The organism is Pelagibacterium lacus, assembly GCF_003345525.1.
Lineage (GTDB): Bacteria > Pseudomonadota > Alphaproteobacteria > Rhizobiales > Devosiaceae > Pelagibacterium > Pelagibacterium lacus.
The window spans coordinates 1-13,638 of the sequence record NZ_QQNH01000025.1 but is presented as its reverse complement, the minus strand read 5'-3'; the positions used below and the strand labels follow the sequence as shown (position 1 = coordinate 13,638).

General features: G+C 64.2%; 10 protein-coding genes and 1 pseudogene. 4 read left to right on the top strand and 7 right to left on the bottom strand.

All coding sequences use genetic code 11. The annotated features are described in order from the left end of the window. Nucleotides 1-5 precede the first annotated feature (5 nt). From DVH29_RS13535 to DVH29_RS13510, 6 genes are all read right to left on the bottom strand, one after another. Nucleotides 6-950 carry an ABC transporter permease subunit gene (locus DVH29_RS13535; protein WP_114646725.1) on the bottom strand — a complete coding sequence of 315 codons (945 nt, stop codon included), beginning with the start codon at nt 948-950 and terminating at the stop codon, nt 6-8. A 9-nt stretch (nt 951-959) separates the two neighbouring features. Continuing rightward, nucleotides 960-1,883, bottom strand: coding sequence for an oligopeptide ABC transporter permease OppB (gene oppB, locus DVH29_RS13530; RefSeq protein ID WP_114646724.1), 924 nt, complete (start codon nt 1,881-1,883; stop codon nt 960-962). 234 nt (nt 1,884-2,117) lie between these two features. Further along, nucleotides 2,118-3,740, bottom strand: a complete 1,623-nt coding sequence (locus tag DVH29_RS13525) for a peptide ABC transporter substrate-binding protein (RefSeq protein WP_114646723.1) — start codon at nt 3,738-3,740, stop codon at nt 2,118-2,120. Between the two features lie 161 nt (nt 3,741-3,901). Then, the gene (locus DVH29_RS13520) at nt 3,902-5,188 is read right to left on the bottom strand and encodes an acetyl-CoA C-acetyltransferase (protein ID WP_114646722.1); all 1,287 of its coding nucleotides are present in this window, start codon (nt 5,186-5,188) and stop codon (nt 3,902-3,904) included. 3 nt (nt 5,189-5,191) lie between these two features. Beyond that, nucleotides 5,192-7,159: a 3-hydroxyacyl-CoA dehydrogenase NAD-binding domain-containing protein gene (locus tag DVH29_RS13515; RefSeq protein WP_114646721.1), complete on the bottom strand. Its 1,968-nt coding sequence runs from the start codon at nt 7,157-7,159 to the stop codon at nt 5,192-5,194. Nucleotides 7,160-7,223: 64 nt separating this feature from the next. Further along, entirely contained in the window at nt 7,224-9,704 is a 2,481-nt protein-coding gene (locus tag DVH29_RS13510; protein ID WP_114646720.1) for an acyl-CoA dehydrogenase, read from the bottom strand. Nucleotides 9,705-9,997: 293 nt separating this feature from the next. On the opposite strand from DVH29_RS13510, the gene DVH29_RS13505 reads away from it, so the two are divergent. The 4 genes from DVH29_RS13505 (at nt 9,998) to DVH29_RS13490 (ending at nt 13,137) form a co-directional block, all read left to right on the top strand. Beyond that, nucleotides 9,998-11,719 (top strand): long-chain-fatty-acid--CoA ligase, encoded by a 1,722-nt coding sequence (locus DVH29_RS13505; protein WP_114646719.1) that lies wholly within the window; start codon nt 9,998-10,000, stop codon nt 11,717-11,719. Next, entirely contained in the window at nt 11,716-12,120 is a 405-nt protein-coding gene (locus tag DVH29_RS13500) for a MerR family transcriptional regulator (protein WP_114646718.1), read from the top strand. The genes DVH29_RS13505 and DVH29_RS13500 overlap by 4 nt, the downstream gene beginning before the upstream one ends. Nucleotides 12,121-12,209: 89 nt before the next feature. Beyond that, nucleotides 12,210-12,899: a DUF421 domain-containing protein gene (locus tag DVH29_RS13495; RefSeq protein ID WP_158541676.1), complete on the top strand. Its 690-nt coding sequence runs from the start codon at nt 12,210-12,212 to the stop codon at nt 12,897-12,899. A gap of 28 nt (nt 12,900-12,927) precedes the next feature. Further along, nucleotides 12,928-13,137 carry a TOBE domain-containing protein gene (locus tag DVH29_RS13490; RefSeq protein WP_114646716.1) on the top strand — a complete coding sequence of 70 codons (210 nt, stop codon included), beginning with the start codon at nt 12,928-12,930 and terminating at the stop codon, nt 13,135-13,137. Between the two features lie 3 nt (nt 13,138-13,140). On the opposite strand, the pseudogene tsaA reads toward DVH29_RS13490, so the two are convergent. Further along, nucleotides 13,141-13,578, bottom strand: a pseudogene (gene tsaA / locus DVH29_RS13485) (tRNA (N6-threonylcarbamoyladenosine(37)-N6)-methyltransferase TrmO); the annotation flags it as partial. Between the last annotated feature and the right edge of the window lie 60 nt (nt 13,579-13,638).

Sequence of the window (13,638 nt, the reverse complement as noted above, 5' to 3'; positions counted from 1 at the left end):
TTTCCTCACCGGTCGCGGGGGTCGAGCGCGTCGCGCAGGCCGTCGCCGACGAAGTAGAAGCTGAACAGGGTGACAATGAAGAAGAACAGCGGGAACAGCAGCTGCCACAACGTGCCATACATCACGGTGCCGGCGCCCTGGCTGATCAACGCGCCCCAGGAGGTGAGCGGCTCCTGCACGCCCAGCCCGAGAAACGAGATGAAGCTCTCGGTGAGGATCATCTGCGGCACCAGCAGCGTCGCATAGACGACCACGATGCCCAGCAGGTTGGGGATGATGTGGCGCAGGATGATGGTGAGATGTCCCGCCCCGCCCGCGCGCGCCGCCTCGACGAATTCCTTCTCCTTGAGCGACAGGGTCTGCCCGCGCACGATGCGCGACATGTCGAGCCAGGAGATGAGCCCGATGCCCACGAACAGCATGGTCATCGACCGCCCGAACACCACCAGCAGCAGGATGAGGACGAACATATAGGGAATGGACAGGAGGATATCGACCAGGCGCATCATGATCGAATCCACCCGTCCGCCGAAATATCCGGCGATGGCGCCATAGAGCGTGCCCACCACCACGGCGATGCCGGCCCCCACCAGTCCCACGGTCAGCGAGACCTGGCTGCCCTGCACGGTGCGGGCATAGAGATCGCGCCCCAGATCGTCGGTGCCGAAATAATGGCCGGTTTCAAAGGACGGCATGCCCTTGAGCCGCACCTGTCCCAGCACCGACCAGTCCACCTGCGCATTGGTCCAGGCGGCGAAGAAATGCCCGGTGAAGGCAAACAGCCCCACAAGGAGCAGCGCGACGAGGCTGACCACCGAGGGCGCGTGGCGGAAGAAGCGCCGCGCCGCATCGGCCCAGAGCGAGCGCGACCGGGTGCCGACCTCGTAATTGGCGTCGTCCACATCGACCGGATCGGCCGCGGCTTGTACCCGAATAGGCCTCAAGACCATGTCCGCCTCCTAGTACCGGATGCGTGGGTCGATCCACGCATAGAGGATGTCGACCAGCAGGTTGAAGGTGATGGTGAGCGCGCCGAGGAGAATGGTGATGCCCATGATGACCGAATAGTCCCGGTTGAACGCCGAATTGGTGAACAACTGCCCGATGCCGCCGGTGGAGAAATAGACGTCGATGACCACCGAACCGGTGACCATGCCCACAAAGGCCGGCCCAAGATAGGACAGCAGCGGCATGAGGGCGGGCTTGAGCGCATGGCGCACGATGATACGGATCGGGGGCATGCCCTTGGCCCGCGCCGTGCGGATGAAATTGGAGCCCAGCACTTCGAGCATGGAGGAGCGCGTGATGCGCGCGATCGACGCCATGTAGCTGGTCCCGAGGGCAATCACCGGCATGATGACATAGGGCCATTGCCCGCCGCGCCAGCCGCCCCCCGGCAGCCAGCCGAGCCACAGGGTGAAGACGATCACGAGGATGGGCGCCATCACGAAATTGGGCAGGACCTGCGCCCCGATCGACGTGCCGACGGCGAAATAATCGAGCCAGGAATTGTGACGCACCGCCGCGGCGATGCCCAGCGTGCACCCGACCAGCACCGCGAGGATGAACGACCAGGTGCCATAGGTGAAGGTGACCGGAAAGCCCTGCGCGATAATGTCGTTCACCGAGCGGTCGGTATAGGCGAAGGACGGACCGAAATCGAAGCGCGTCAGGATGCCGACCATGTATTCCCACAGCTGGATATGCCAGGGCTGGTCCAGCCCGAACTTGGCATTCACATTAGCCAGCACCTGCGGCGGCAGGGGACGCTCGGAACTGAACGGCCCGCCCGGCGCAAGCCGCATCAGGACGAACGAAAAGACGATGAGAATCAGCATCGTCGGGATCGCAACCCCGAGGCGCTTGAGAATATATTTCAGCATGTCGGTGATCCGTGCCTGCGCCCCACGGCCTCGGGTCCGCTCCCAATGCAGGCCGGAACCCTCCGGCGATCGGGATGCATGCCATATGCGGCCATCGGCCCATGGCAGTCAGCGCTTTGCGAACTCGGTGCAAAGGCGCGCGTGAGGCAGGTGCGCCCTGTCATTTCTTACCCCGAAAAGGGGATGTCCCGCGCCCCTTAACACGCGGCGCGGGACATCGTGCTCAAAAAACCGTTACTCGGCGATCTTGTAGAGGTCTTTCGAGTACCAGTTGGCTTCGAGATTGTTGACCGGCCAATCCTGGATCTGCGGATTCAGCATATAGGCATTGGCATAGTGGTAGACCGGGATGATCGGCATTTCGACTGCTACGATCTCTTCGATCTGCCGGTTGATATCGGCGGCATCCTCGAGACCCTTCGCCTCGTTCAGCATGGCATCGACATCCGTGTTGGAATATTTGGCGTCGTTGTAGCCGGACGTGGTCTGGAAGAGGTCGAGGAAGGTCGAGGGATCGTTGTAGTCAGCGCACCAGCCGCCGCGCGAAACGTCGAAATCGCCGTTCTCACGCGAGTCGAGGAAGGTGTTCCACTCCATGTTTTCGAGCGTGGTCTGGACGCCGAGCTTCTGCTCCCACATCTGCCCGACAACGGTGGCGAGCTGACGGTGCGCATCGGAAGTGTTGTAGAGGATGCCGAGCTGGAGGCTTTCCCCATCGGGGCCGTAGCCGGCCTCGGCGAGGAGTTCGACCGCACGCGCGTCGCGCTCGGCCTGCGTCCAGTTCTCATACTCGACATTGGGCGTGTCCATATTGGCCATGCCGACCGGCGCGAAGACATAGGCCGGGGTCTGGCCGGCCTGCAGCACCTGATTGACGATCACGTCGCGGTCGATGGCATAGCTGAGGGCCTGACGCACGCGCTCGTCATGGGTGGCCTCGGGGCCGTTATCGCGCAGGTTGAAATTGTAGTAATAGGTGCACAGGGTCGGGATGGAGATCGCGGTATCGGGATACTCCTCCTCGAGGCGCGGGAACTGGCCGATCGGCACCTCCGTGCGGTCGAGCTCGCCCGCCATGAACCGGGTCAGGGCCTGGTTCTCGTCATTGATCACCAGCGCGGTGACGGTCTCGATGACGGTGTTCTCGGCGTCCCAATAGGTCTCCGACTTCTCGCGCACCGAACGTTCCTGCGGCACGTGCTCGGTCAGGATATAGGCGCCATTGGTGACGATATTGCCCGGACGGGTCCACTGGTCCCCATGCTCCTCGATCACCCATTGCGGGGCGGGGAAGGTCGAAGCATGGCTCATCATCATGTAGAAATGCGGCAGGGGCGCCGACAGGCGGGCCACCAGCGTGTGGTCGTCGACGGCTTCGACGCCCAGATCATCGACCTCGGCCTCGCCGGCGATGATGGCCGAAGCGTTGTCCAGCGACATCAGCTCGCCGAACCAGGCATAGGGCGAAGCGGTTGCCGGATCGACCAGGCGCTTCCAGGCGTAAACGAAGTCATGGGCCGTCACCGGCTCGCCATCGGACCAGACGGCGTTGTCGCGCAGGGTGAAGGTCCACTCGGTGAAGTCTTCATTGGAGGACCATTCGGTGGCCACGCCCGGAACCGGATTGCCATCGGCATCCTGGTTGATGAGGCCTTCGAACAGGTCACGTACGATTTCCGAACCCGACACGTCCTCGACGATCTGCGGATCGGGCGAAGTGAATTCGTCCAGGATGCGATAGGTGAACGACTGGTCGTCGGCCAGCGTGGCCCCATCGGGAACATTGGCCGCCATAGCGGGCGCGACAAGGCAGGTCGTCGCAGCGAGCGCCGCCAGTAGCTTGGTGGTACGTGTCATAATGGTCGTCTCCTTTAGAATTGGACGTCAGATGTTTCCAGCCCATGGCCGCCCTCCTTGAGATGATCGGGGCGGCTCGATAGCGAACACCGGGAAAAATCGTCTCCCGCTGATCTGAAACGGGAGCCTATCCCTGCTCAATCGGCTTTGACAAGCACTGTTTAATTCCCCCGTTCGACAAGCGCGGCGACCCCCATTCCCCCGGCCGTACAGACCGAAATCAGGGCGCGGTTTTTCTCCAGCGTATTCAACATTTTGGCCGTGGAACCCAGGATGCGCGCGCCCGTAGCGGCGAAGGGATGGCCATACGCCAAAGAGGAGCCAAACACGTTGATTTTATCCACAGGAATGGCCCCTAGCGGATCATCTCGCCCCAAAACGTCGCGATTGTAGTCGGAATCTTCCCATGCAGCCAGGGTGCACAGGACCTGGGCGGCGAAGGCCTCGTGCAGCTCGAAAAGGTCGATATCGCCGAACCCGATCCCGGCCCGCCGCAGCAGGTCGGAAACCGCTATGGTCGGGGCCATCAGCAGCCCGTCCCCATGCGCGAAATCATTGGCCGAAACCGCCCCCATGGTGAGATAGCCGAGGATGGGCAGGCCGCGCTCGCGCGCCCAGTCCTCGCTGGCCAGCAGCACCGAGGCAGCGCCATCGGTCAGCGGCGTGGAATTGGCCGCCGTCAGCGTCCCCCGGCCCGAGCGCTTGTCGAAGGCCGGCTTCATGGTCGCCATCTTTTCCAGGCTGGCGTCAGGGCGGACATTGTTGTCCTTGTAGATGCCAGCACAGGGGACGATCAGGTCGTCGTGGAAGCCCTCGTCATAGGCCCGCGTCGCATTCTGGTGGCTGCGCAGGGCGAGGACATCCTGGGCCTCGCGCGAAATGCCCCACTCTTTGGCCATCAATTCGCAATGCTCGCCCATGGAGAGCCCGGTGCGCGGCTCCTGCGTCGAGGGGGCGACCGGGGCGATCTCGCCGAAATTGAACCCCTTGAACGCGGCGAATTTCTCGCCCGCACTGCGGGCCCGCGACAGGGCGATCATGCGCTTCTGCATCCTGGGGCCCAGCACCACCGGACTGTCCGAAACCGTATCGGACCCGGCGGCGATGCCGCTGTCGATTTCGCCCGTGGCGATCTTGGCCGCCAAGACCAGCGCCGCCTGCAGCGAGGTGCCGCAGGCGATCTGCAGGCTGGTGCCCGGCGTCGCGGGCGACAAGCCGGCGTCGAGCAGCGCTTCGCGGGCGAGGTTGAAATCCTTGGAATGGGACAGCACCGAGCCGGCGAACACCTCGCCGATCTTCTGGCCTTTGAGGCCATATTTCTCGGCCAGCCCGCCCAGCGCCGCGCCCAGCATGGAAAGGTTGGATTCGTTCTCATAGCCTGTATAGGCGCGGCAGAAGGGAATCCGAGCCGAGCCCACAATGGCGACCTTGCGCAAAACCTGTGTCATGACCTAAGCCCTTCCATCCTGGCGTGCCTTGAGGGGACCGCCGAGGAACGGCGCGAAGCCCGTGCCCAGGATCATGCCGATATCGGCCATGTCGGCACTCTCGACCACGCCTTCGGCGACGATCACCTCGGCGGTATCGACCAGCGGCTGGACGAGGTCGCGCCCCAGCCCGGGCAGGTTCCCATGGGCGGGCGGCTTCTGCTTCTGCGCCTTGCCGTCTTCCCATTTGTAAAAGCCCTGCCCGGTCTTGCGGCCGAGCTTGCCCGCGGCGATCAGCTTTGCGAACTGGCTGTCCTGGGCGACCTTCTGGCCCAGCTCGCGCGCCACGAACGCGCCCACGTCGAGCCCCACCATGTCCATGAGTTCGATCGGCCCCATGGGCATGCCGAAAGCGACGGCGGCGGCGTCGAGCTGTTCCGGGCTCTCGCCCTTTTCCACCCGGTCGATCGCCTCGAGCATATAGGGCATGAGCGCCCGGTTGACGAGAAAGCCGGGGGCCGACTTGACGACGACCGGGCTCTTGCCGATGGCCAGCACGAAGGACGCGCCGAGCCGGATCGCCTGCTCGTCATTGAGCTGGGAGCGGATCACCTCGACCAGCGGCAATTGCGCCACGGGATTGAAGAAATGCAGCCCGATCAGCCGGCCCGGGTTCTGCAGCGTCTCGGCGATGCGTTCGAGCTCGATCGAGGAGGTGTTGGTGGCCATGATGGCGCCCGGCTTCATGATCGGCTCGGCCTTGGTGAAGATCTCCTGCTTGACCTCGAGCTTTTCGACCACCGCCTCGATCAGCACGTCGCAGCGGGCAATGCCCCTGCCCTCGACATCCGGTTCGAGCCGCGCCATCGCCGCGTCGACCGCCTGCTTGGTCTTGAGCCTTTTCTTGAACAGCTTCTTCGCCCGCTCCAGAGCAGGGTTGATCCGCTCCATATCCATGTCCTGCAGCGTCACCAGCATGCCGCGATAGGCGCACCAGGCGGCGATATCGCCCCCCATCACCCCGGCGCCCACCACGTGCACCCGGGTGAATTTGGGCTTGTCCTTGCCCTTGATCCCCAGCTTCTTGAGGCTTTCGGAAAGGAAGAACACCCGACGCAGGTTCTGCGCCGTGGGCGAAGCCATTAACGGCACGAACCCGTCGGCCTCATGGGTCATCATCGCCCTGGGATCGTCGCCATATTTCTCGAACAGGTCGATCAGCGCATAGGGCGCGGGATAGTGATCCTTGCGCACCTTCTTGCCGGTTTCCTCGCGCATCTTCTCGGCGATCCGGCCCCGCACCGGCCCGAACGCCATGGCGCGCTTGGTGAACGGCGCGGGCTCGGAGGCCTTTTTGTCCAGCACCGCCTTGCGCCCTTCCCAGCGCAACTGGTCCGCATGCCGCACCAGCTTGTCGACCAGATTGAACGCCTTGGCCTCGCGGGCACGAAGAATCTTGCCGGTGAGCATGAGCTGCATGGCATCGATCGGCCCCGCCTGGCGGATCGAGCGACCGGTGCCGCCAAAGCCGGGGAAGATTCCCAGATTGACCTCGGGAAAGCCGATCTTGGTCGCGTCGTCGTCCACCGCGATGCGGTAGTGGCAGGCGAGCGCCAGCTCCAGCCCACCCCCGACGCAGAAGCCGCCGATCCCCACCACGAAGGGAACCGCGATGTCCTCGATGCGCTGGAACACCTTGTGCGTGCGCGCCAGCGCCTCGGGCAGCACTGCCGGATCGCTCATGGTGTCGAACTCGGTGATATCGGCCCCCGCGACAAAGCCCGGCTTACCCGACTGCAGCACGACGCCGACGATCTCCCCGCCCTTGGCTAGGGCTTCGATATGGGTCATCACCGTTTCGAGCTCGGCGATCACCTCGCGGCTCAGGACGTTCACCGAACTGTCTTTGACATCTATGGTCAGCCAGCCGATTTGCTCGATATCGACCGAGAATTCCCAATGCCTGGTGGGCGGCATATCTGAGTGCGCCAAGGCGTGCTCCTTTCGTGGACAGGACTGGGGCAATGGTGCAAATCTGAACGGGTTCCGCAACTGCCTATTCGGCGGCCGAGTCATATTGGTCCGGTTGCCGCACGGGCCGGGCCAGGGCGTCGGCGGCGAAGTCGTCGACCTTGATCGCCTGTTCGGTGGCCTGGTCGGCCGCCCGCAGGATGCGGGCCTCCTCGGGCGAAAGAATCTGGCGTTCCACAGCATCGGCGATCGCATCCCGATCCAGCCGCCGGCTGATCTCTCCCTTCTTGAGCGCCCGGAAGAATTTCCGTTCCACCTCCTCGGCCGCCACGACCTTGGCCAGCGCGTCCTCGAGCCGACCCACGGGATCGGCCGGATCGAAGCTCACATGGACGCCGCAGGTCAGCCGATCGCGGAATGCCGATGGCGCGAGCACCGACAGAGCCAGCCGGTAATTGGCCTTGTCGCGGGCCGGACGCGCCCTTCGGCCCAGGGGAAAGATCAGCACTCCCAGCGCAAACCGCATCAGGGGATGCGGGAAATTGTCGATCACCCCGCCCAGCCCCGTTTCGATGGCCGCGATGCGGTCGCGGGCAATGGCGTCGATCACCGGGATGTCCTCGGGCATGCGCCCGTCATCCTCATAGCGCTTGAGCGCCGCCGACAGCAGGTAGAGGTCGGAAAAGACGTCGGCCATGCGGCCCGACAGCATCTGCTTGCGTTTCAGATCGCCGCCGAGAAAGGCGACCGTCCAGTCCGCCGCGAGCGCAAAGCTCTGCGCATAGCGGTGCAGCGCCCGATACCAGATCTTGAGCTCATGCTCGACCGGGGACGAGGCGAAACGGCCCAGGGTGATGCCGTGGAACCACGACGCGGTCATGTTGCGCAGCATGAACCCCACATGGCCCGAAAACGCCCTGTCGAAATCGACGAGCCCCTGCCGCTTGTCGGGGTTCTGCGCCGACCGGACTTCCTCGAGCAGATAGGGATGCGCCCGCAGCGCCCCTTGCGCGAAGGTGATCAGGGTGCGGGTGAGGATATTGGCGCCCTCGACGGTGATGGCCACCGGCACGGTCTGATAGCCCGAGAACAGATAGTTCGACGGCCCGTCCTGCACGGCACGTCCGCCCTGGATATCCATGGCATCGTCGACCCGGTCGCGCATTTCCGCCGTGGTGCGGTATTTGAGCGCCGCCGAGATCACGGCGGGCTTCTGCCCGTCATCGACGATGGCCGCCGTCATGGCGCGGCTCGCCTCGAACTGGTAGGCGGACTTGACCAGCCGCGCCAGTCCCTCGCCCACCCCTTCCATCTGGCCGATGGGAATGCCGAACTGGCGGCGGATGCGGGCATAGGCCGAGGTGACCCGCAGCGCCGCCTTGATCGAGACGGTGCCGATCGCCGGCAGCGAAATGGCCCGGCCGGTGGCCAGGCACTCCATGAGCATGCGCCAGCCCTGGCCGGCATAGTCCGGCCCGCCGATCAGGAAATCGAGGGGGATGAACACGTCTTTGCCCGAGGTCGGCCCGTTCATGAAGGCCGAGCGTGCCGGCAGGTGCCTGCGCCCGATCTCGACCCCGGGATAGTCGGCCGGAACCAGCGCCAGGGTAATGCCGATCTCGGCGCCCTTGCCCAGGTGATTGTCGGGGTCATGCAGGTTGAAAGCGATGCCGAGCAGCGTCGCCACCGGCGCCAGGGTGATGTAGCGCTTGTCCCAGGACAGCCGCACGCCGAGAACCTGCTCGCCCTCATACTCGCCATAAGTGACCACGCCCACATCGGGCATGCCGGCGGCGTCGGACCCCGCATGGGGGCCGGTCAGCGCAAAGCAGGGAATTTCCTCGCCCCGAGCCAGGCGATGGAGATATTTGCCCTGCTGCGCGGGGGTGCCGTATTTTTCCAGCAATTCGCCCGGACCCAGGGAATTGGGCACCATCACCGTGATGCCCGCCGCCACCGAGCGCGACGCGATCCTCGAGACCACCTGGCTCTGCGCCTGGGCCGAAAAGCCCAGCCCGCCATGCTCCTTGCCGATGAGCATGCCGAAAAAGCCCTTGTCCTTGAGGAACTGCCACACCTCCTCGGTCAAATCCATGCGGTTGTGGCGCGTGTCCCAGTCATCGATCATGCGGCACACCTCTTCGGTGGCCCCGTCGAGAAAGGCCTGCTCCTCGGCGCTCAGCGCCGGCTTGCGGATGGCGAACAGACGGTTCCAGTCGGGGCGGCCGGAAAAGATCTCCGCATCCCACCCCACCGTGCCCGCATCGAGGGCTTCCTGTTCAGTGCGCGAAATGCGCGGCAGGATCGATTGCACCATGCCATAGGCCGGCCCGGTCACCGCCAGACGCCTTATGGCCGGGACGGCCAGAAGCGCCAGCACGAGGGCCGGCAGCAACGCCATGATCCAGCCCGCCACATTGCCCGAAAAGGCCAGCCCGTCCTCGGGGCGCAGCATGGCCAGGAGCCCGATGGCCAGCGCCGCCAGGGCCCATTGCCAGAGCGGGGATTGGCGAATGGCCAGCACCAGGAATGCGATTACGGCCAGAACGATGAGCACCCATGCCATAAGGTGGCCTCCTTTGCTGGGGTTTCCCCCCTTTTCACCGGCCCGCGGAAGTTGGGTTCCAGCATATACCCATGGACGCTTACGTCAATACGTTGCCTCATAGGTAATTTATGAACTTCTGCGCCGCACGATCCGCGGGCTCCGGCGAATATTCTCCTTCTCCCCGGGAAACGGACCAGCGCCGGTTTGGTTCACTGGGTCAGGTTCTTCTCCAAGCGACATATGTTTGACGCTAACGTCATCCCGTGACATATTTTCGAGGGGGCGGACAGACGGCCAGGAGGAGACCGAGAATGACCAGCACAGACGTCAACGCCCATCCCTGGATCAAATCCTATCCCGAGGGCATCGCCTGGGATACGCCCATCGACACCACCCCGGTGCATGAACAGTTGCTCGCCTCCTGCGCCAGAATGGGCGACGCCACCGCGCTCGACTTCATGGGGGCCACCACCAGCTTCCGCAGCCTGGGCGAGCGGATCAATGCCCTGGCCGGGGCATTGCAAACCGATCTCGGCGTCAAGAAGGGCGACCGGGTGGCGCTGCTGATGCCCAATACGCCCTTCTACGTCATCGCCTATTACGCGGTGCTGCGGATCGGGGCGACGGTGGTCAATTGCAATCCCCTCTACTCCCTGGGCGAGCTCAGCCACATCGTCTCCAACTCCGGGGCGGAAATCCTCATCACCCTCGACCTCAAGGTCACCTTCTCCAATGCCGAAAAGCTGGTCGGGCAGGGCCATGTCAAAAAGCTGGTGGTGGCCCATTTCCCCGACGCCCTGCCCGGCGCCAAGAAGATTCTCTATTCGCTGCTCAAGTCCAAGGACCTTGCCCGGCCCGAGCACTCGGCCGCCGCGGGCGTGGTAGTGAAATTCGCCGATCTGCTCGGCCGCAACCGCACCCCCTCCGCCGTCGCCATCGACGCCGAACGGGACGTGGCCGTGCAGCAATATACCGGCGGCACCACCGGCACGCCGAAAGGCGCCATGCTCAGCCACGCCAATATCGCGGCCAACCGGGCCCAGCTCGACATCTGGGGAAGCGGCCTGTTCCGCCCGCCGACCAAGGTTGTGGCCGTGCTGCCCTTCTTCCACATCTTCGCCATGACCACCTGCATGTCGCTGCCCCTGTGCGGCGGTGCCCAAGTCGTCATGCTGCCCCGGTTCGAGATGAAGGCCTTCATCGCCCTCATGAAGCGCACGCGGCCCAATGTTCTGATGGCCGTCCCCACGCTGCTGCACGCTCTGGCCCACAATAAGGGCGTATCGGCCGACGTGCTGTCCTCGCTCAAATTCGCCATCGCCGGCGGGACCAGCCTTTCCAACGAAACCCGCGACGCCTTCGGGGAGAAATCCGACGCCCTGCTGGCCGAAGGATACGGGCTGACCGAGGCGTCCCCGGTGGTGACCTGCGCGGCGCTGCAGGAAGCCCCCCGGCCCGGCGCGATCGGCCTGCCCATACCGGCCACCGATATTCGTATCGTCAGCCTCGATGACCCGGAGCAGGAGGTCGCCAGGGGCGAACGCGGCGAACTGGTGGTCAAGGGGCCGCAGGTGATGCTGGGCTATTTCTCCGACGACGCGGCCACGCGGGAGGTCTTCACCAGCGCCGGATATCTGCGCACCGCCGATGTGGGCTATTTCGACGAGGACGGCTATGTCCATCTCGTCGACCGCATCAAGGACCTGATCATCTCCTCGGGCTTCAACGTCTATCCGCGCGCCATCGAGGACGCCATCTACAAGCATCCAGCAGTCGACGAGACCAATGTCATCGGCGTCAAGGACGCCTATCGCGGCGAAGTCCCCGTCGCCTATGTCAAGCTGCGGGAGAACGAAAGCCTCGACGAGGCCGGGCTGAAAGCCTTTCTGCGGGATCACTTGTCCAAGCATGAAATGCCGCGCGAGGTCATCTTCCGCGACGAACTGCCCAAGACCATGATCGGCAAGCTCTCGAAAAACGACCTGCGCGCCGATTATGAGAAGACCCATAGCCCCGAAGGACAGACCAAGTGACCGACACCGACGAAAAGCGCGATCTGTTCGCGATTGCCGACCTCGCAAAGGAGTTCGACATCTCGACCCGCGCCATTCGGTTCTATGAAACCAAGGGGTTGCTCAAGCCCGAACGGGTGGGCTCGACCCGCGTGTTCCGCCGCCGCGACCGGGCGAGGCTCATCCTGATCCTGCGCGGCAAGCGGCTGGGCTTTTCGCTGCGCGACATCTCGGAATATCTCAGCCTCTACGACGCCGACAGCACGCGCACCGCCCAGGTGCGCATGCTGGTCGACAAGGTGGACGAACGCCTCACCCAGCTCGAAGCCCAGATGACCGACCTGCGGACCACCATCGCCGAACTGACCGAAATCCGCGGCCTGGCCCGCGAAAGGCTGAGCCAGGCGCCAAAGGAGGGGTGAAGCACGCCGAGAGGCAACCAAACCCACCGATGCACGTTCAGTCGCTGCCGAGGCCCGCAGCAGCCTTTGGTGACAAGGTGGAGAGTGGAATGGATCAGACCATCGTGGCGTTCGATCTCAAGCGCATGCTGATCGGCGACGCACCCCCGCTGTTCTTCCTCGAAATCATTTTCCGCACAGCGGTCATCTATTGCTACTCGCTGTTCCTCATCCGCTGGCTGGGCAGTCGGGCCATCGGACAATTGACCATCGTCGAATTCCTCCTGGTCATCGCCCTGGGCTCGGCGGTCGGCGACGCGATGTTCTACCCCGAGGTGCCGCTGCTCCACGCCCTGCTGGTCATCACCCTGGTGGTCCTCGCCAACAAGGCCCTCGATGTGATCATGGGGCGAAGTGAACGGGCCGAGGATTTCATAGACGGCCATCCGCACACCGTGGTCCGCGATGGCGTGCTGGACGTGGAATCGCTGGCCGCCGGGCAGCTCAGCCGCGAGGAAATCTTCCAAGAACTGCGCAAGAAGGGCATCCGCAACCTCGCCGAAGTCGACCGCGCCTATATCGAGCGGGACGGCGTGGTCACGGTCTTCAGGACGCGCGACGGACCCGCCAGCGGCTTGCGCATCGAGCCGCCCTTCGCCATCGCCAGGCCCGAGCTGGTCGACCCTTCGACCTATGGCGATGCGGTGGTCTGCGCCAATTGCGGCTATCATTCAGGCCCGGGAACAGGGCAATGTGACAATTGCGGCCGCCGGGCCTGGACCCCGGCGCAGCAAAAATAGGCCACGACAACACCGAGACGGGATCAACATGCAGATCAGTGCACGCAACCGGCTGAAAGGCACGGTCATCGAAGTCACGAAGGGCGCCACCACGGCGCATGTGCGCATCGATATCGGCGGCGGCTCCACCGTCACCGCCTCGATCACCAATGAGGCCGTCGACGAGCTCGACATTTCGGTGGGCAAGACCGCCTATGCCGTCGTCAAGGCGTCCGACGTCATGGTCGCCGTCGACTGAGGATCACACGGGCCCGGCCGGCCGGTGCTCCGCTGCGCCTGTTTCCGCCTGGGCCGCGGCCAATGGGCTGAACACCGACCGGTCGGGCTTGATGTCGAGCAGGGGCGTGCCGTCGAGGCAGTCCATGCCCTGGACGATCAGCACCGATCCCTCGACCCGCACCAGCTTGACGATCGAGGTGCCGATCGGGTTGGGCCGCACCGGCGAGCGGATGGAGAAGGTGCCGCGCACATCCCCATCGCTCTTGGGGCTTTGCAGCACCAGGTCGCGCCGGGCCTTGTCGAGCCAATAGATCACTTCGAGCCGGGGATAGGTGTCCACATGGCGCAGCCCCTCGACCCAGGGCTCGAATATCTCGATGCGGCACAGGGGGCCGTCATGGCTGCCCTGCCGCGGGCAATCGGAACGCGACGTCCAGGGGGTGAGAACGGCGGTGCAAAATTAGTCCACGGTAGCGGCTGGATTGTCCTGCTGCGGGCGGCTTAAAAGTCGTCCACCTAT